At 72.4% G+C, this 17,230-nt stretch carries 16 protein-coding genes; 1 reads left to right on the top strand and 15 read right to left on the bottom strand.

What is annotated here, in order from left to right:
* Window positions 1-16 precede the first annotated feature (16 nt).
* Genes FE251_RS08440 through FE251_RS08375 form a run of 15 tightly spaced genes read right to left on the bottom strand, consistent with a single transcriptional unit; the run spans window position 17 to window position 15,858 of the window.
* The gene (locus FE251_RS08440) at window positions 17-871 is read right to left on the bottom strand and encodes a hypothetical protein (protein WP_139071612.1); all 855 of its coding nucleotides are present in this window, start codon (window positions 869-871) and stop codon (window positions 17-19) included.
* A gap of 20 nt (window positions 872-891) precedes the next feature.
* Entirely contained in the window at window positions 892-1,890 is a 999-nt protein-coding gene (locus FE251_RS08435) for a baseplate J/gp47 family protein (protein ID WP_139948475.1), read from the bottom strand.
* Window positions 1,890-5,090, bottom strand: coding sequence for a baseplate J/gp47 family protein (locus FE251_RS08430; RefSeq protein ID WP_139948474.1), 3,201 nt, complete (start codon window positions 5,088-5,090; stop codon window positions 1,890-1,892). Before FE251_RS08430 ends, FE251_RS08435 begins: the two co-directional genes overlap by 1 nt.
* Window positions 5,087-5,566, bottom strand: a complete 480-nt coding sequence (locus FE251_RS08425; protein ID WP_139071615.1) for a GPW/gp25 family protein — start codon at window positions 5,564-5,566, stop codon at window positions 5,087-5,089. Before FE251_RS08425 ends, FE251_RS08430 begins: the two co-directional genes overlap by 4 nt.
* 3 nt (window positions 5,567-5,569) lie before the next feature.
* Window positions 5,570-5,848 carry a PAAR domain-containing protein gene (locus FE251_RS08420; protein ID WP_139071616.1) on the bottom strand — a complete coding sequence of 93 codons (279 nt, stop codon included), beginning with the start codon at window positions 5,846-5,848 and terminating at the stop codon, window positions 5,570-5,572.
* Between the two features lies 1 nt (window position 5,849).
* On the bottom strand, window positions 5,850-6,500 hold the full coding sequence (locus FE251_RS08415; RefSeq protein WP_139071617.1) for a phage baseplate assembly protein V: 651 nt from the start codon (window positions 6,498-6,500) through the stop codon (window positions 5,850-5,852).
* Window positions 6,484-7,746 (bottom strand): phage late control D family protein, encoded by a 1,263-nt coding sequence (locus FE251_RS08410; RefSeq protein WP_139948473.1) that lies wholly within the window; start codon window positions 7,744-7,746, stop codon window positions 6,484-6,486. The genes FE251_RS08415 and FE251_RS08410 overlap by 17 nt, the downstream gene beginning before the upstream one ends.
* Complete coding sequence (locus tag FE251_RS08405) at window positions 7,743-8,420, bottom strand: CIS tube protein (RefSeq protein WP_218013600.1); 678 nt, start codon at window positions 8,418-8,420, stop codon at window positions 7,743-7,745. The genes FE251_RS08410 and FE251_RS08405 overlap by 4 nt, the downstream gene beginning before the upstream one ends.
* Window positions 8,421-8,426: 6 nt before the next feature.
* Window positions 8,427-9,218: a hypothetical protein gene (locus FE251_RS08400; RefSeq protein WP_139948472.1), complete on the bottom strand. Its 792-nt coding sequence runs from the start codon at window positions 9,216-9,218 to the stop codon at window positions 8,427-8,429.
* Window positions 9,219-9,226: 8 nt separating this feature from the next.
* Window positions 9,227-9,394: a DUF6760 family protein gene (locus FE251_RS15500; protein ID WP_168202689.1), complete on the bottom strand. Its 168-nt coding sequence runs from the start codon at window positions 9,392-9,394 to the stop codon at window positions 9,227-9,229.
* Entirely contained in the window at window positions 9,391-9,753 is a 363-nt protein-coding gene (locus FE251_RS08395; protein WP_139071620.1) for a phage tail assembly protein, read from the bottom strand. The genes FE251_RS15500 and FE251_RS08395 overlap by 4 nt, the downstream gene beginning before the upstream one ends.
* A complete protein-coding gene (locus FE251_RS08390) occupies window positions 9,753-10,187 on the bottom strand; it encodes a phage tail protein (RefSeq protein WP_139071621.1) in 435 nt (144 codons plus the stop codon). The genes FE251_RS08395 and FE251_RS08390 overlap by 1 nt, the downstream gene beginning before the upstream one ends.
* Window position 10,188: 1 nt before the next feature.
* Window positions 10,189-12,552 (bottom strand): phage tail sheath subtilisin-like domain-containing protein, encoded by a 2,364-nt coding sequence (locus FE251_RS08385; RefSeq protein ID WP_139948471.1) that lies wholly within the window; start codon window positions 12,550-12,552, stop codon window positions 10,189-10,191.
* Between the two features lie 25 nt (window positions 12,553-12,577).
* Window positions 12,578-13,447, bottom strand: coding sequence for a Pvc16 family protein (locus FE251_RS08380; protein WP_139071623.1), 870 nt, complete (start codon window positions 13,445-13,447; stop codon window positions 12,578-12,580).
* Complete coding sequence (locus tag FE251_RS08375; protein WP_168202688.1) at window positions 13,444-15,858, bottom strand: ATP-binding protein; 2,415 nt, start codon at window positions 15,856-15,858, stop codon at window positions 13,444-13,446. Before FE251_RS08375 ends, FE251_RS08380 begins: the two co-directional genes overlap by 4 nt.
* Between FE251_RS08375 and FE251_RS08370 the strand changes: the two genes are divergently transcribed.
* Window positions 15,802-16,749, top strand: a complete 948-nt coding sequence (locus FE251_RS08370) for a response regulator transcription factor (protein WP_139071625.1) — start codon at window positions 15,802-15,804, stop codon at window positions 16,747-16,749. The genes FE251_RS08375 and FE251_RS08370 overlap by 57 nt on opposite strands.
* Window positions 16,750-17,230: the final 481 nt, after the last annotated feature.

The raw sequence follows: 17,230 nt of genomic DNA, 5'->3' as shown, positions 1-17,230 counted from the left end.
GCCTGTCCTTCCGTCTCTAGCCGATCACCGGGGGCGGGATCGGTGGCTTGTCGGAGCAGTCGGCGAGGTCAGCCGGTGTGACCTGCTCGCGGCGGGTGTCGACGCCGACCCAGGAGACGTCGAGCAGGACCGCCCGGTCCGTGCCGTCACGGGCGGAGCGGGACCCGTCGCGGAGCGTCTGGAAGGCCGCGGCGGTGATGTGCAGGAAGAGGGTGAGCGTGAAGCTGGTCGACGTGGGACGGCAGATCGTGGTGAACCACCCGCGGACCTCGCGCTGGACGGCGATCGCGCCACCGTCCGCGAGAGAGACGGAGACGAAGTACAGCGGCGGGCGGGCGAAGGCGGCGTCCGCGGTACGGACCTGCCGCTCGAGCGTGTGCCGCCACTCGTCGACCTCCAGGTCGTCCAGGGTCAACAGCTCACGGCCGACTCCGATGTGCGGTCGCACCGGTGCCGGGACCAGGCTGCGTCCCTCGTGACTGACGGGTGGCACCCACTCGACCGTCGCGTGGGGCCCGGACGGGACAGCGGCGGCCCGCAGGAGACCGAGCGGCACGTCCGAGGGTCGGGCCGACGCCGTGGCTGGCCGGGCGGTGACCCTCGCGTCCGGGCCGAGCCACAGGCGGTACCGCCCGGGCGTGGCCGGAGGATCGACGAGGGCCACCTGCCGCAGGACCACGAAGTCCCCCCGCGGGGTGAACGCCTCCCCGGCCGAGACCTCGACCCGGCCTCCGGTGACGCGGGCCTCCAGCCCGCCGGCCACGCCGTAGCGGCCGTGGACCTTCGCGACGTGGTGCGCGTCGGCGCTCGCGGTCCGCAGCGACACGCGGTCCACGGCGAGGTCCCCGAGCACCGTCCTGGACTCGAACACGCGTGGTGCGGTGGATCCGGTCATGACGTGCCCGCCCGTCCGCCGACGGCAGTGACGTCGACGTCACCGAGCGCGACCAGGTCCCCGGCCGGCACACAGACGTTGCCGCACCCGGTCCCGCACGTGCAGGACGCGCCGGGCCGGAGGCAGCGGCACCCTCCCCGGCGCACGGTGACCGAGGCTGCGAGGTCGACGTCGGGGACCGCGCCGACGACGGCCATGAGCTCGCTCTGGTAGACGTCGCGACCGAAACGCCAGCCACGCCCGTCCGAACCTCCGCGCAAGGGGTGCAGGAACCCGCGGAGCGCGTCCCCGGCTGCGGCCACGGCCCGAGCCGGGTGCGCGCCCGGGCGAAGCACCACCTGCGCCGTCACGTGCACCTCCGTGTAGCTGGGCCCGAACACCCGGACCCGGGTGCCGACGGTGCGGTACCTGTCCAGGTGCCGCACGACCCGCTCGTGGTCGTCGGGCGAGAGCGCCGGGCGGTGGTCCGGGGCGCGCGGGCTGACGATCACCGAGACGGTGCCCGGCGCGAGCTGGCAGGGCAGGGCCAGGTCGACGTTCGCCCACGCGCGGGCTCGAGCCACGTCCACGCCCGGCGTGGCGAGGGCGACCCGCTCGAGGTCGGCGCAGGTGACGGCGCGCGAGGGCACCGGCAGGCCATCGAGCACCTGCCGGTCGAGGTCGTCGCACGAGTCAGCATCGCCCAGCGCCTCGGTGAGCCGCTCGTGGGCCCAGAGCATGGCCGCGGCCCGGTTGAGGGTGTCCTCGAGCTGCTCGCCCGGCCGCGACCGCAGCCCGAGCAGGCGCAGGAACATCTCGCGGTGGCCCGCCGGGATCTGGTCCGACCGGTAGGACAGCGCCTCGACCTTCGCGGCCAGCAGCTCCAGGATGGTGATGCCGGGGTCATGGACGTTGTGGTCGGTCCACGTCGGTGCCGTGCTGGGCAGCCGGTCCCGCGCCTCCTGCACGAGCTGGACCCACCTCAGGTCGTCGAGGACCTCCACGGGTAGAGCCATCAGTGCACCTCCGGCCTGGTGAGCGTGAGCGTGACCGGGCCGGGCACCGGCAGCTCGGCTCGTCCGAGCTGGTGGCTGGTGCCGGCGACCCGCCCGCCGACGAGGACGGTGAAGCTCTCCACGTGGTCGACGTCGGGATGGTTCTCGAGCAGGCCGGCCAGGCGGGCCGGGTGGACGGTGGCGCCGAAGCCGTGCCCCCCGGTCACCGGGTGCAGGTAGGAACGCACCGCGGCGGCGACGCGGTCGAGCGGGTTGCCGGGGCGGACGTTGCCGGGCGTCGGCCGGCGCAGGGCGACCGTCACCTCCAGGCCGACCGCGACGAACACCGGGCCGGTCACCGTCAGCCCGACGAGTGCGCCGGGCGGGCACCGGCGGACGAGGTGGCGCCGCACCTTCTCGAGCAGCTGGGCCGACGGGACCGGCGGCGTGGCGTGGGACTCGGGCAGGACGTGGACCGCCAGGGTGCCTCCCAGGTCGTCCGGGTGAGCGACCACCGTGGCGAGCAGCACCTCGGGCGAGGCCTCCAGGGCGAGCGCACCGTAGTCGGACTCCGTCACGGCCTGGAAGCGGTGGCGCACGACGTGGGGCGCGCGGAGGATCACGCGCTCCGCCGTCTCGGCCGCCGCACCACCGCTCGCCGCGACGGGGTTGGACAGAGCACCGACCAGCATCGCGGACAAGGGGTTGGCGATCGCCCCTGCGGCCACGTTGCCCTCGGGGCCCCCACCGGACGTACCGGTCAGCCGCACGTTGTCCGCCCCGGTGGGCAGTGCCCGCCCGTGCCGGTCGTCGCCGAACCGGTGGACCCCGGTGGCGAGGTCGACGGTGAGGTGCCGGTCGGTTGGGCTGGAGGAGGTGAGGTTGGGGCGGACCGTCCACCGCACCCACACCGCGGTCGGGGACCCGTCGTCGGCCCGCTCCACGACGAGGGTGTGGGCGCTCCCCGCCAGCTCCCGCTCCAGGATCGGGAGGTCCGTCCGGGACCGTGGCCCGTCCAGCTCCCGGACCTCGACGACGAGGCCGGGCAGCAGGGGGGCGTTCGTGGAGAACAGGCGCTGGTTCGGCCGGCCCGTCCCGGAGCCGAGCACCTCCCCGTTCACCGGCCGCGACTGGGTGGTCCAGGCGACGTTCGGGACGACGCGGTTCACGGTGACGTCCGGCAGCGGGCTGCCGGGTGTCAGCCGGGCCCGCAGCCAGGTGCGCGGCGTCCCGAACAACGGTGGTTCGGGGTCCTCGACGGTCGCCCGGGGGTGCTCGTCCCGCAGCGGTCGGCTGAGGGTGATCGTCCGGCCGGCGACACTCGCCACGGTGACGAGCTCCCCGCCGTTCTCGTCCCGGACGTGCACGAGCTCTCCGGCCTCGAACCGGGCCGCGTCGGCGGGGGTGAGCGTGGTGACGGTCGTCCCGACGGCGCGTGCCGGCCCCACCCGCCGCAGCGGGCGGTTGCCGGGCCAGGTGGGGCGGACCAGGCCGGTGTCGGTGAGGTGGTCGGTGCCGTCCTCGACGGGAAGCGTCGTCCAGCCCCGGCCGTCGTAGCGCTCCCAGAGCAGCTCGTGGTCGGCCGGAGAGGCACCGTTGCCGTCGGCGGGCGGCTCGATCTCGAACAGCAGCCCCAGGTCGGCGGCCGGCAGCGGCCCGTCGAAGCCGAGGTACAGCGCCGGCGTCCGGTCCTCCAGCGGGGTGAACGGTAGGAACGGTGTCCCGCGCCAGCGGGCCGCCTCGGTGCGCTCGCGGTGCAGGGAGCCGTCGAAGGTGATGACGTGGTCCGCCGCCGTGGCAGGGGACCGGCCGCGGACCTCGACACGCAGGTCGGAGAAGAGCACCGGGGCGCTCTCCGGCACCTCGACCGTGTCCGAGCCGATCTGGATCTCCCGCGTGCCCGCATAGCTGCTGCCGGGGGCGAGCCGTAGCCGCGCCCACGTGCCCGTCTCCTCCTGCACCTGCGACGGCAGCCAGTCGGTCGGAAGGGTCACCGGCAGGACGTTGCGGACGTTGTCCGCCTCCGGTGTGAACATGCCGCCGGGGACGAGGTCGACCCACCCGCGACCGTTCCAGTACTCCAACAGCAGGTCCGGGTCCGCGGTCGGCGCGCGGCCGGTGGAGGGGCTGGTCGCGACGACGAGGTCGGCGGTGGCGGTGCCGGCCGCGACCACCTCGGTCGCGTCGACGTACAGGACCGACGTCCGGTCAGGGGCGGGACCGAAGGGCAGGAAGGGCAGTGTCGGGTCGACGGGTGAACCGTCGACGAGGAGGGTGGTGAGGGGGAAGGTGACCGGGGTGCTCGCGCTGCCCAGGGTGACGGCAACCCTGATCTGGTCGATCTGCGGCAGCGCGAGCGGGTCCGCGGGGCCGAGGACCGAGTCGAGCTGGGCGCGCAGCCAGTAGCTGGGGATCCCGTCGACCTCCGTCCGGGCCGACTCGATCCCGTGGCTGGTCATCGTGACCGTCCCGCTGCGGCCCAGGCTGCGCGCCGGCTCGTCGCGGGCGGTGCGGGTGTCGGTCAGGTCCGTCACCTGGTCGGCGGGAAAGGCGCGCCAGACGGTGCCGTCCCACACCGACCAGGTCAGCTGCAGAGGGACCCGGGAGTCCTGGGCCAGCTCGATCTCGACCGTGATCGTCGCCTCGTCCTTGAGGGCGAAGAGCCGGTCGTGCCCCAGGTACAGGGCGCGGCGCACTGGCTGGGCACCGGTGAACGGGGCGAAGGGGCGGCCTCCCAGGGCCTCGGTGGTGTGGTCGGCGACGGCGTCACTCCCGGGCACGACAGACCGGACCTCGGCCAGCACGCTGGGGCTGATGCCGAGGTCGTGCTCGGTGCGGAAGGCGACGTGTCCGCCGTCGGGCGCGGGAGCCCCCACCGCGGACCCGGCGGGGATGACGGCCCCGACCGTGACGCGGTCCGACAGACCGGGCGGGGCGGGGAGCGGGTCGAACCTCACCGGTGCGCGGGCGGCGGCCGGCGGGAGGGCGTCGATCCCCAGGGAGCTGAGGAAGGCCATCTTGTGCTTGTCCGGCGCCTTGTCGACCCGTGCCCACAGGGAGGCGGCCATCGTTGCCTCGGCCGCCAGGACGGCACGTCCGGGGTCGCCGGGCCGGGCCGACCAGGCCGGGACGTAGCCCGGGCGTCGTCGCAGGAGCTCGTCGGCGACCTCGTCGGCGGTGCGCCGCAGGTCGGGGGAGCGGCGGGGAGGATGGCTGCTCATCCGGCGACCCCCTGCCTGCGCTGCGCGGTGTCCACGGTCGCGTCGCCGTGGGCCTCGTCGAGGTAGAACGGGTAGACGAGGTTGTAGAACGTGTTCGTGGCGCGCACCCGATAGGCGATGTCGACGTCGACCCGTGCGACGGTGCTGGGCGGAACGGTCACGGTGACCTCGTCGACGTCGATGCGTGGCTCCCACCGGACCAGCGCCTCGGTCACGCGGTGCTGGAGCAGGGCCAGCCTGGTGGTGGAGGCCGAGTCGAAGACGAACCGACGCACGTCGGAGCCGAACACGGGCCGCATCACCCGTTCGCCGAGGTTCGTGCTCAGGATGATCAGGACGGACTGCCGGACGTCCTCCTCGTGGCCGGCCAGGGCAACGCCCCCGTCCCCGTCGAGGGTGACGGGGAAGGACCACCCGGTGCCGAGGAAGCTACGGTCCGGGCCTGGGCCGGGTCTCTCCGGTGACGGCGCAGTCATCGCTCAGCCTCCGATGCTCACGGTGGGGCAGCCGGCGACGACCGGTGCGCCGCACCCTGCGGTGTCCCCGACGCGGGCTGCCGGTCGGCCGTCGACCGAGACGGTCCCGCTGCCGCTGACGATCGTGGACGGGGGGTGAGACGGCGGTGGCGGGAAGGAGCACGTGTGCGCGTCACCGAGCACGGCGGCAGGCCGGCCACCGATCGTCACGGTGGTCGATCCAGGGCCGGTGATCACCCCGGGGTGTCCCGTCTGGTCGCCGACGCGGGCCGCTGCAGGCATGTCAGTTCAGTCCGATCCGGGCTGCCTTGACGGTGCAGCTGGTCCCGCCGTCGACGGCGACCTTGGTCGGCGAGGTGATGGACACCTTGGTCGTGCCGCTCACCGTCACGGTGGGGGCGTCGAGGGTGATCGACTTCTTCGCCGTGACGGTCACGTCCCCGACGGCCGTCGCCTCGATGACCGCGGTGTCGCTCCTGGTGGCCAGCTTGATCCCGGTCGGCCCGAGCGTGAGAGACATCCCGGTGGACGTGGTGACCGTGATGGTCTGTGCGACGTCGTCCATGTCGATCTCGTGCCCGACCTCGCTGAGGACGCTGACCCTGGTGACCGGGTCGACGGGTCCGCGCCGCGGCGGCGGGTCGACGTTGTTCCACAGACCCCCGACGACGTAGCAGTCGGTGGCGTCGTTGCGGTTGAACGCGACGAGCACGGTGTCGCCCGGGTGCGGCAGGGAGTAGAGGCCGCGGCCGGCACCCGCCCCGGGGAGCGCGACCCGCGCCCACGGCCGCATGTCCCGGAGCCAGGGCACGTCGATCTGCACCCGACCGCAGGAGAGCGAGTCGAACGCGGAGACGACCTCGGCCACCGCGATGGTGAAGGTGTCCCCCGTGGGGACCTCCGTCTCGGGGGACGGCTCAGTAGCTGACGGCACCGGACACCTCCAGGAAGGGGATGGAGAGGGAGACCGCGCCCTGCTGGGCCGCGGGGATCGAACCGAACCAGATCTCCTTGCGGGCGCGGAACGTCGTGGAGTAGCCGCCCGGGCCGACGGTGTGGGTGGCCGTCGTGATCCGGTACCTGCCGCCGTACTGCTCGCCGAGACCCTCGAGCTGGACGACCTTGCCGGCCTGGAGGGCCGGTTCGCCGACGACCGTCCCGCTCCCGGTGAGCCGGTTGTTCAGGCTGGGGACGAGCTTGCCCAGGATCCGTCTGGGAGCGGTGAAGAGCGTGAGGTTCTCGCCCAGCACCAGCGAGTTCTCCCCGCCGCCCAGCCGGGTGCTGCCTGATCCCGTCCTGGGTGCCGGTGGCAGGGACCCCAGGACCGCGGGGACCACGCTGATGTCGAGGGAGGCGTTGTCCCAGTCGTAGCCGACGGTGATGGCGAAGACGGTCTTGATCGCGGAGACCCGCAGGTACGCCGTGATCGAGGCCAGCACTCCGACGGAGGTGACCCGCGGCGTCCAGTCGACCAGGGAGGATCCGTACCGGTAGGTGCGCACCGGTTCGAGCTCACCCTCGGGCGACAGGAACCGCAGCTTGTAGCCGCCGGTCGCGCCCGAGTGGTCGACCAGCATGTCCCAGCCGTTCTCGCGGGCGAGGACCTTGAGGAAGTCCAGGTCGGACTGGCCCTGCTGGCGCCGCACCATCTTCTGCATCTCGTCGCAGTCACCGATGCTCACCGCGAGGGTCACCCCGTAGACGAGGACCGACAGCGTCGCGCCCAGCGGGTCGAGGATGGGGAGGAACCCGTTCTCCAGCGCCAGCAGGGGCGCGATCGCCGCGTCCGGGAGGGCGGTCGTCCCGATCGTGGGGATGGGCACCGCGTACCAGCGCGTCTGGGTCCGGTCCGCGAGGTGCGTCATCCGGTCCTGGGCGGCGACGGTCAGCGTCGGGGCGCCGTCCGCCGGGAACGTCGCCTCCGCCGAGACGACCTCCCCGACGAACATCTGCTCGAAGCCGTCCGGGTTGTACCCCAGGGACAAGCGGACGGGTGTCCCCACCCGCAGCAGCGGCTCGTCGGTCCACCGCAGGTGCTGGTTCGCGAGACTGACCTCGACCCGGTCGGCACCGTCGAGCGCGGAGGTGAGGGTCAGTGAGCTGATGGCCGCCCGCAGACCCGCCGGGACGGGACGGCCGTCCAGCTCCAGGCGGTAGTCGGGGGAGAATCGCTCGTTCACGAGAACTCCCTGTCGGTGTGCGCGTCGCGGTAGGGCAGGGACGGGATCCGCAGCGCGTCCCCGACGGCGATCTCGGACGGGTCGGCCAGGCCGTTCGCCAGCGCGATCGGACGCCACTTCGTCGGGTCCGCGTAAGCGTCATGGGCGATCGAGAGCAGCGTCTCTCCCTGCCGGACCACGTGCTCGGTGGTGTAGTCGGCGGTCTCCCGCTTGACCGCCTTCGCCTCCAGCTCGAGGTTGCGGTACTCGTTGAACGTCACCTGCAGACGCATCCGGACGGGCACCCCGTCCTCGCGGAACATCACGTAGGTCGACGTCGCGGACGCGAGGACGCAGGTGAACACCAGCGAGCCCCAGGCGAACTGCAGGCGGGGCGGGGCATGTGTCGCGGGGTGGATGCTCATGAGGGAGAGCACCTGGTCGGCGATCGTGCGGGCGTCCTCGCCGGCGCCCTGGTCGACGTAGGTGTCGATGAACAGCTCCATCTCCAGCGTCTGCATCGCACCGGCGACGAACTGCAGCAGCGGCCCGGACAGGCCGGGGATCGTGGTCTGGGCGTACGTGACCTCACGGCGCTGCGAGTACTCCTCGGGGTTGAAGAGCACGGGGACGGGATCATCGCCCGTCTCCAGGTTGAGGATGCTCGCCTTCTCCAGGCGTCGGGTCGTCTGCACGGCGCCTCACCCTCCCGGCCCGTGGCCGCGGCGCTCCCGGTCGGCGCGCTCGCGGCGTTCGATCGTGGTGATCACCTGTCTGGTCACGGCGTCGATGTCGATGGGGACGGGCTGCTGGGGCCGGTCCTGGCCGAGGGCCGTGCGGCCCGGTCGGCCGGGGCCTCCCTGCGCACGCGTGGACGCCTGGACGACGGCGCCACCGGCCGGGGGCACCGGCATCACCGGGCGAGCGACCCGGCGCGGCACGGGTGCGGGGCCGGTCCCGGGGGCGCGCCGGGGGGTGGCGGGGACGACGGGGACGGTGCGGGTCGCCGGCGCGGGTCGCGGACGGAGCGCCGGGGGCCGGGCCGGTCCGGGTGCCCCACCGGGCCGAGGGACCGTGCCGTGCAGTCGCTGGGGCAGCTCGTGACGTCGGCTGGGAGCCGGACCCGGCACCGGGACCGGGTCGGCCTGGTCGGCCGGTCCGGACCGTGCGAGCCGCCCGCGCAGGCGTCCAGGTCGGGGTACCGGCCGGCCGGCCGGCCGCCGGTCCGGGAGGACCGGCGCCGCGACGTGCAGGTGGGTGTGGGCGTGCAGCACGGATCTCGACCCCGTGCGGACGGTCGGACCGCCGACCGTGACGACGTCGCCGGCTCGGACGGACAGCGCGACGCGGTGCTCGAGCGGGCGGACCGGCCGGAGCAGCACCTGTCCAGCGGGACCCGCCGGCAGCGGCGCGGTGCCCGCGCGGAGCCGGTAGAGCGGCCGGAACGCGAGACGGAGGTCGCGCCCGTGCGTCAGCCGTCGCGGTCGGGTCATCGGACGCTTCATGTCTCTCCCAGGCTGTTCACCTGATCGTTGAGGTCGGAGATCTGCTGCACCCAGCGCCGCCGCTCGGCGTGCTCGAGGCGCATGATCTGGTTGAGGTCCCAGTGGAAGTGGTACGCCAGGAAGGCCATCTCCTCGTTCAACCAGTCGAGGGGATAGCCGGTCATTCCCCCGGCGCGACGCTCTGCAGCCGCACCGGCTCGGCGCACCGCTCGCAGCGGACATGAACCTCGTCGACGGCGACCTGGTTGATGGTGTTGTAGAGGTTCTGCAGATAGTCCAGGTCTGCGGCGAAGAGGCGTTCGATCGTGGCGGTGCTGATGTGGCGGACGTCGCCGAGGCGGGTCACCACGCGGGACAGGATGATGACGTTGAGGTAGGCGGGGTTCGCCCGCACCCGCTCGTCGCGCTGCGGGAGGATCTCGTCCGCGGCGGTGGCGAGGCGCATCACTCCTTCCCGGTGGATCGTCCCCTCCGTGTCGAGCAGGCCTCTGGGGAGGATGAAGTCGAACTCGGTCTGAAGCATCAGCCGATCTCCAGTCCTTCGTGCGCGAACGTGACGGACTCGGTGGCGACGGAGCTGGCCGTCGCGTTGTAGTCGGCCGGCTTGAACTCCTTCGGCCACGCGTTGATGAAGTTGTAGCGCAGCACCTCCGTCCCCTGCCGGTCGGTCACGATGATCGAGCCCGACCGCAGCGTGACCACCCCGCTGACCACCTCGCGGTGCCAGTCGTACAGGGTGTTGTCGCCCTTGGTCGTCCCGCGCTTGAGGACGATGTCGGAGTACGTGGTCTTGCCGGGCAGCTTCCGGACCGTCGTGTTCTCGCCCCCTTCCCGGTAGTCGATCGACTCGATGGTGCTGCCGAGCCCGGTCACCTCCGCGAAGTCTCCGACGGTGATGCCCTCGATCTCGACCTTGAAGTTGAAGCTGACCAGCGGGTCGTTGGTCCTCGTCGCCATGTCACGCCTCCTCTACGTCTGTGCCACCGTCGAAGAGACCGATGGTGATGACGATGAACTCTGCTGGGCGGACCGGCGCGACCTTGATCTCGATGTTGAGCCTGCCCACGTTCCGTACCTCGGGCGGGTTGAGCCCGTCGTCGATGCGGACGCGGAACGCCTCGTCCTCGGTGGCACCGAACAGCGCGCCGTTCCGCCACTGGGTACGCAGGAACACCCGGATGACCCTCTCGAGGCTCTTCCACAGGCTCCGGTCGTTCGGGGCGAACACCGCCCACCGGACGGCCTCCTGGATGGACTCCTCGATGAACAGCAGCAGACGGCGCACGTTGACGAACATCCAGTCGGTGACGTTCGGGGCGACAGTCGTCCGAGCTCCCCAGACGGCTACCTGAGCGGTGCCGGGCAGGATTCGCAGGACGTTCGTGCCGCCCAGGTTCAGTGGCCCCTGCTCCTCGTCGGTCACCAGCCACTCGACGCCGAGCACGCCGCTCAGCGTCTTGTTCTGGCCGGCGGGAGCGTGGAAGACGCCCTCCTTCGCGTCGGTCCGGGCCATGACGCCGGCGACGTGCCCAGAGGGTGGGATCGCGAGCCGGCGAGGTGGCAGGGGAGGGAGCTGGGTCGGGTCGAGCACCAGGACCCAGGGGTAGTACAGGGCCGCGAACCCCCGCTCGGACTGGACGGCCTGGCGGAACATTCCCACACCGTTCTCCATCGAGGGCGTCAGACCGGGCGGCGGGTCGATGACGGCGATCCTGTCGGCCATCTTCACGCAGTGGCGGATCATCGCGTCGTGGACGAGGGTCCGGGTGTCGGGCGGGAGCGAGGCGGCGTCGGGCGCGCAGACGATGCTCACCTCGTCGATACGGGCCAGGGCGTCCAGCGCCGCGCCGTAGTCGGCGAGCCCGAGCGTGGCGGGGGTCCCGACCGTCCCCGCCGGCAGCTGTGTCGGCGCGATCGTGGCGGGCATCTGGTCCTCGTTCGTTCCGAGGAGCGGCGGGTCCGGTGCAGTGACCGTGACCAGGTCGGAGGTGATGCTGGTCAGCCAGTACGAGGCCGACGTCGGACTGGTCGACAGGCCCGTGAACACCTCGGTCGCGCCACCGTCGCTGTCGGTCACGGCGAGGGAGAACTCGAGCACCTCCAGGGTCCCGCCGGCGGCGATCGTGACGGTTCGCGCGGGTGTCGAGGTGAGGGTGACCAGCCCCGAGCTGGCCACCTGGGAGATCACCGCGTGGGCGGTGTCGGCACCGCTCGAGAGACGCACGAGCATGCCCGGTGCCAGGCCCTGCGGGGAGAGGACGCGAAACCGGTCCGTGGTGGGGGACAGGTCGGTGATCGTCAAGGTCGGGCCGGGCGGAGCAGTGTCGACCGTGACGACGTTGCCGGTGACGGTGAGGACGGTCGCGGTGTCGGTGCCGTCGCTGACGACGTCCCCGGGCGCGAACGGGGACGGGTCGTCCACCGTCAGGTCGGTGCCGGCCCGAGCAGTGATCGTCGCGGTCCCCGACGCGAGGGTGTAGCGACCGATGCTCATCGTCGGGTTCCGTCCCGCGAGCTCGAAGTCGACGTCCGGCGCGGCGACCCTGACCCTGGCGCCGTCGATGCTGACGACGGCCGTCCTGGCGGTCTGCGGTACCGAGTTCGTCAGGGTGACCGGCGAGCCGGGACGGAGCACCGCGACCGGCTCGCCGAGGCGCAACGTCCCGCCCGCGCCACCGGCCGTGAGCGGCGCGGTGTGCAGGGTCGGGTGGGCGGCGAGCGCGACCGACGGGCGGATCCAGGTGCCATCGATGTGCGTGATCCTCGCGGTGACCGCACCGTCGGTGACGACGTCGTCGCCCACCTGGAAGCCGCTGGCGTCGTCAAGGTTGAGGTCGTGCGTGGTGTCGCCGGGGATGGGAGAGGGGCCGGGCGGCGGCGACGCGACGTTGGCGGTGGTGCCGACGACGGAGAAGGACTGTCCCGAGCTCCTCACCACCTCCACCGTCGGGGTGTGGCCGGGAGCGTCCGCCCGCACGACGGCGACGGTCGCGCCGTCGTCGTTGAGGAGCGGCAGGGAGCCGGCGACCGAGTTGTCCGTGCGGACGACGTACGCGCGGCTCCCGCCGTTCTCGAAGAAGCCGAGGACGGCGAGGGAGAGGTGGAAGAGCCTGCCGTCGACGACGAGGTGCGGCGCGGCCGGTCCAGTCGTGCCGAACGTGGCGATGAACTGGTCGTAGGTGGTGACGGCCGTGGGCGTGCCGGCCGGGCCGCGGCCTGTCGGGCCGACGAAGGCGGCGGTGGACGTGCCGACGCCCTGGATCACGCCGGGGCCGGTGACCTCGTTGATGTACACGCCGGGTGTCGATACCTGGATGGCCATGCTGTGCCCGCCTTTCCGTGGTGGCTCAGAGGATGTCGATGTCGAAGGTGCCGTTCCCGGGCACGGTGACGGGCTGGAGGGGGGCGGCCACCGTGCTGGTCCGGGCGGACAGCTGGTAGGTGGCGGCGGGGAGGCGGGCGAAGGTGAAGCGCCCGGCGCCGTCGGAGGTGGCGGTCGCGACGGTGGATGTCGCTGATGCGTCGAGCAGCTCGACCGTCGCGCCCGGGATCCCGTGGCCGCTGCTGTCCCGGACGGTGCCGCCGATGAGGACGAGGGAGTCCTCGGCGTCGCCGCCGACACCGGTGGCGACGTGAAGTGCGCGGACGGGCGGCGCGAGCGCCTGGGTCCGGCGTCTGATGGGCAGGGTGACGACGACGTGGGCTGCCGGGTGCCAGGTGTTCCCGTGCCCCATACCGGTCCAGAAGTCCGCGAGGTTCGGGTACCCCTCGGGCGGCAGCAGCTTCGTCGGCATGTCGACGTCCTCGAGGGTGGGGTCGACCTGCGGGGGGAGCGGTGAGCCGAAGATGCTGGCGGCGTTGAGCGGTGCCGCGTCGGCGATGACGCGGATCGACTCGCCGAGCAGCCAGTCCTCCACGACGGTCGGGGTGGCGACGTTCGGGTCGGCCGAGGGGATCCACGCGGAGATCAGGTAGTGGCAGTCGACCTTGAACGGTTCGGGATCGGCCCGGTCGACGGCGCCGGACGTGCGCTGGTCCCTGGCCTCGCGGACCTCGACGAGGTAGACGTTGACGGCGGGGTTGCCACTGGCGTTGACCGCGGCGCGCCACGAGTCGTCCGGCGGACGCACGGCGACGTCGATGGGTGGGCCGCCCGGTGTGGTGGTGAGCTCGGAGTCGAGGAGGTGCCGGAGCATCTCGTCGAGCTGGTTGATCATGCGTTCCTCACCCCCGCTCGTGGTCGCATCAGTGAGCGGAAGTCGCCGATCTTCGTCAGCTCGAGACGGACCGCCTCGGCAAGCGCGTCGCCGTCGATGTCCACCCTGACGGGGCTCGCGCCTGTGCCGGCAGCCCTGTCGGCGACGGCACCGCCGGCCCGGTCAAGGGTGACGAAGGCGGCGTTGCGGGCGATGTTGGCGATGCTGCCGCCGGACAGGGCGTGGTCGACGGCGAGCCGGTCCAGCAGTGCGCACTCCTGCAGGCGCTGACCGTCGACCAGGTGCTCGACCGGCGAGCCTTCCGTCGTCACCGTCGGCCAGACCGAGCGCCACAGCCTGGCCCGGGCAGCCTCGTCGGGCAGCTGGAACCGGATCGTCGCCGTGAGCCGGCGGTGGAAGGCAGGGTCGATGGTGTTCGCGCCGACCAGGTTGGTCGTGAAGATCGCGTTGCCGGAGAACTGCTCCAGCCGGCTGAGCAGGTGCGACGTGCTCGAGTTGGCATACCGGGCGTTCACGCTGTCCACCTCGGTGCGGCGGGCCAGGACGGCGTCTGCCTCGTCGAGGACGACGATGCCGCCGTTCGACTCGGCGGCGGCGAACACCTTGTCGACAGCCTTCTCGAAGTCCCCGACCCACCGGGACAGCAGGGAGGAGAGCTCGAGGTACTGGACGGGGAGGCCGAGCTCGTGGGCGATCGCCTCAGCGGCCATCGACTTGCCGGTGCCGGGCGGACCGGCGAAGAGCAGGTAGGTGCCCGTGAGGCGGCTGGAGCGCTGGTCCCATCCCTGGTCGACGATGACCTGCTCCCGGTGCCGGATCCGGGCGCACACGTACTCCAGCTCGGCCCGGGTGCGCTCGCCCACCACGAGGTCGGCCAGGGTGGCCCGCGGGTGCGTCGTCACCAACAGCCCGTCGGCGTCGTCGCCTGGCGTGCCGCAAAGGGCGGCCGTCACGGCCTCGACGTCGACGGTGACCATCCGTTGCCCTCCGGCCGCCGCCACCAGTGTGGCGGTGGCCCGGTCGACCGTGACGGGGAACCGGCTCGCGAGCTCTCCCAGACCGCCGGCTACGTTCACGGTCGTCCAGGTGGCCGCGGCCTCCCACACTGCCAGGCGGCCCGCGGCCCTCGGCGGCTCGACCGCGATGTTCGGCCGGGTAGCGGTCGCCTCGCCGGTGGTGGTGGTCGGGTCCGCCATGGGCAGCGACCGCGATGCCGCGGTCAGAAGGCGGGGAGTCGGTCCGGAGGGGACGCTTGCCCATGTGGGCATGCCCGCCAGCTCCACGAGGACGATGGCGTCCAGGCGCAACGCCTCCCGCCAGAGCCGTTCCGCGACGGCCTCGTCGAGGCTGTCGGTCGTGATGGTCAGCAGGCGACGGCCGGCGAGCGCGGCGGCGTCGAGAGCCGCGGAGCGGCGCGCGGCCGCGGTCGATCCCCACAGGTGGGGGTTGTGACCGCGCTGCAGGGCGGCCACCGCGCTGGACGCGGTGGACGAGGGGCCGAAGTGGTCGAGCACGCGGGCCGTCTGCTCCGGGTCGAGCACGTTGATCCCAGGGAGTGGCGCTGTCGAGCCCATCAGCAGCCACCTGAGCGAGCGATCGAGGGCGAGCGGCCGAGACCGCTCGGCACGGCCCGGCGCGGGTGGTCCGAGCTCGACCAGCCCGTACCGGGCCAACGGGCCGGTTCCAAGATCGCGATACAGGTTCAGCCGGGTGACGGTGTCGGTCGCCAGCAGGGTGCTGACCAAGTCGATCGTCGGTGCGGTCGCGCCCGGGTCCTGGGCCAGGTAGGCGAACCGGTCCCCGTAGCGGGCGTCGAGCTCGGTCACGAAGCACAGCAGCAGGACGTCCACGTCGCTGCCGGACAGGCCGTACCGTCGGATGATCGACTCCAGGGGGTGCGGTTCCCCCGAGGTCGCGTCGCCGCGACTCAGCGACTGGAGATCGCCCAGGAGGGTAGACGCCGCCCCGAACCCGCCCGCGGCCGGTGCTTTGGGGGAGCCTCCGGTCCCGGCGTCGGAGGGGGGTTCCCCGTCGATCTCACCGAGGTGCCGTGCGGCCCAGTCGGCGAAGGTCCCGCCCGCGTCGTACATGGCTTGTGCGGTCCGCGTCGCGGCATTCAGCAGCGCATCTGCCCGGCGGCACGCGACCAGGACCAGGTCCAGCCACTGCAGGCGCCGGGCTCGCGCGGCCGAGACGGCCATGGCGAGCATCGCCTCGGTGAGCTGGGCGCACGGCAGGACGAACAGCACGCGACCGTCCTCGGCCACGGTGAGCGAGGTTGACGCGTCCGCCGTGACCGTGTCGCTGCCGGTGATCACCAGGTCGGCGACCCGCCCCGCCGGGAGGACGTCCCGGTGGATCTCGACGTCACCGATGCGATGCAGCGCCGCCTCGACGAGCTCGGCCAGCATCCCGTCGCCGAGATCGCGGAGGAGGACCACGCTCGTGGGCCTCCGGGTGCCGTCCACGTCCTCATCATCGAGGTCGTGCACACCGCGGTAAATGGCCTCTTCGGGCATGGATCGGGCCACGCCGGAGCCGCCCCGTACCGGGGGAGAGCCAGTCCCGGAGCCATGCCGGGTGCCATCGGGGCGAGCCCATTGCAACCGGGCCCCTCGGAGGACCACAATGTTGCGACATGGCTGGAGGACCTCGTGGGGGAGGACGTCATGCCGACCGTGTTCGTCGTGTCACCGGTCGCCATGTTCCGCGAGGGAATCGCCTCCTACCTGGAGGGGTGCCCGGGATTCGAGGTCGTGGGAGTCTCCGGCACGCTCACCGGCGAGGCGCGGGCGGCGGACGTCTGCGTGGTGGACCGGGCCGACCTGGAGACCGAGCGGGCCGGACCCTTCTGCAGCAACATGCGGCGGAGCGGAACCAACGTCGTGGTGATCGGTGTGCGACGTGAGGGCGGTGACGTGCTCGTCTGGCTCGAAGCGGGGGCGGCGGGCTACGTCACGAGGGACGAGTCCCTCGCCGACCTGCACGAGGCAATCCTCGAGACCTTGCGCTATGGCGCCCGCGTCGAGCCCGACGACGTCGCGCTCCTCCTGCAGCGGCTGAGGAACCCGCCCGTTCCTTCGGGCGGGGAGGACCACGGCCCTGCCGCGGCGCTGACGCACCGGGAGCAAGAGGTCGCCGATCTGGTGTGCCAGAGCCTGTCGAACCAAGAGATCGCCTCGGTGCTGGGCATCTCGATCCACACGACGAAGCACCACGTCAGATCCACCATGGCCAAGCTGGGCGTTGACCGGCGGGGCCGGGTGCCGGCGGCGCTGGCCGGGATCGAGGCGGCCGAGTGACATCGCCGGACGAACCGGCCGGGCGCTGCACGACCTGCCGCACCTCCTTCCGGCACCGCCGGCACACCGGCACCGGGGTCGCTCGCCCGCCCCTCGAGCGCCAGCTCGCCCAGTGTCGAGAGTGAGTCGCGTGCGGTCTCGGGCGTGACGTGCCCGTAGACGTCTGCCGTGATGGTGTGACGAGCGGCTCATCGTCCTCAGCGACAAGCACGCGATCCTCATCTGAACCGGCCGTGCCTACCGCGACGAGGGGGAGCCCGCGTTCGTCGCGCTCATGTCCAGCGTCTACACCCGACAGGACGGTGCCTGGCAGCTCGTGCTCTACCAGCAGACGCCCGTACCCGCGCAGGCGTAGAACCGTCCCGTCCAGCTTCTCCCTGCTGTGACCGCCGCGACCCGGGCAACGGAACGGTGACGATCGGTGCCGTGAGGGCCGGGCGGCGGGGGAGTCGGCGGCGGACCTGAGTACGATCTATCAGTC

Origin of the sequence: Georgenia wutianyii, assembly GCF_006349365.1 — a bacterium.
Lineage (GTDB): Bacteria > Actinomycetota > Actinomycetes > Actinomycetales > Actinomycetaceae > Oceanitalea > Oceanitalea wutianyii.
The sequence above is the reverse complement of the archived record's forward strand: the minus strand, read 5'-3'. Positions and strand labels throughout refer to the sequence as shown.

Excerpts from the sequence above, each read along its gene's own strand:
- FE251_RS08435 (WP_139948475.1), bottom strand. The coding sequence starts at position 1,890 with ATGGCTCTACCCGTGGAGGTCCTCGACGACCTGAGGTGGGTCCAGCTC.
- FE251_RS08430 (WP_139948474.1), bottom strand. The coding sequence starts at position 5,090 with ATGAGCAGCCATCCTCCCCGCCGCTCCCCCGACCTGCGGCGCACCGCC.
- FE251_RS08425 (WP_139071615.1), bottom strand. The coding sequence starts at position 5,566 with ATGACTGCGCCGTCACCGGAGAGACCCGGCCCAGGCCCGGACCGTAGC.
- FE251_RS08420 (WP_139071616.1), bottom strand. The coding sequence starts at position 5,848 with ATGCCTGCAGCGGCCCGCGTCGGCGACCAGACGGGACACCCCGGGGTG.
- FE251_RS08400 (WP_139948472.1), bottom strand. The coding sequence starts at position 9,218 with ATGACCCGACCGCGACGGCTGACGCACGGGCGCGACCTCCGTCTCGCG.
- FE251_RS15500 (WP_168202689.1), bottom strand. The coding sequence starts at position 9,394 with ATGACCGGCTATCCCCTCGACTGGTTGAACGAGGAGATGGCCTTCCTG.
- FE251_RS08395 (WP_139071620.1), bottom strand. The coding sequence starts at position 9,753 with ATGCTTCAGACCGAGTTCGACTTCATCCTCCCCAGAGGCCTGCTCGAC.
- FE251_RS08390 (WP_139071621.1), bottom strand. The coding sequence starts at position 10,187 with ATGGCGACGAGGACCAACGACCCGCTGGTCAGCTTCAACTTCAAGGTC.
- FE251_RS08385 (WP_139948471.1), bottom strand. The coding sequence starts at position 12,552 with ATGGCCATCCAGGTATCGACACCCGGCGTGTACATCAACGAGGTCACC.
- FE251_RS08380 (WP_139071623.1), bottom strand. The coding sequence starts at position 13,447 with ATGATCAACCAGCTCGACGAGATGCTCCGGCACCTCCTCGACTCCGAG.
- FE251_RS08375 (WP_168202688.1), bottom strand. The coding sequence starts at position 15,858 with ATGCTGGCCGAGCTCGTCGAGGCGGCGCTGCATCGCATCGGTGACGTC.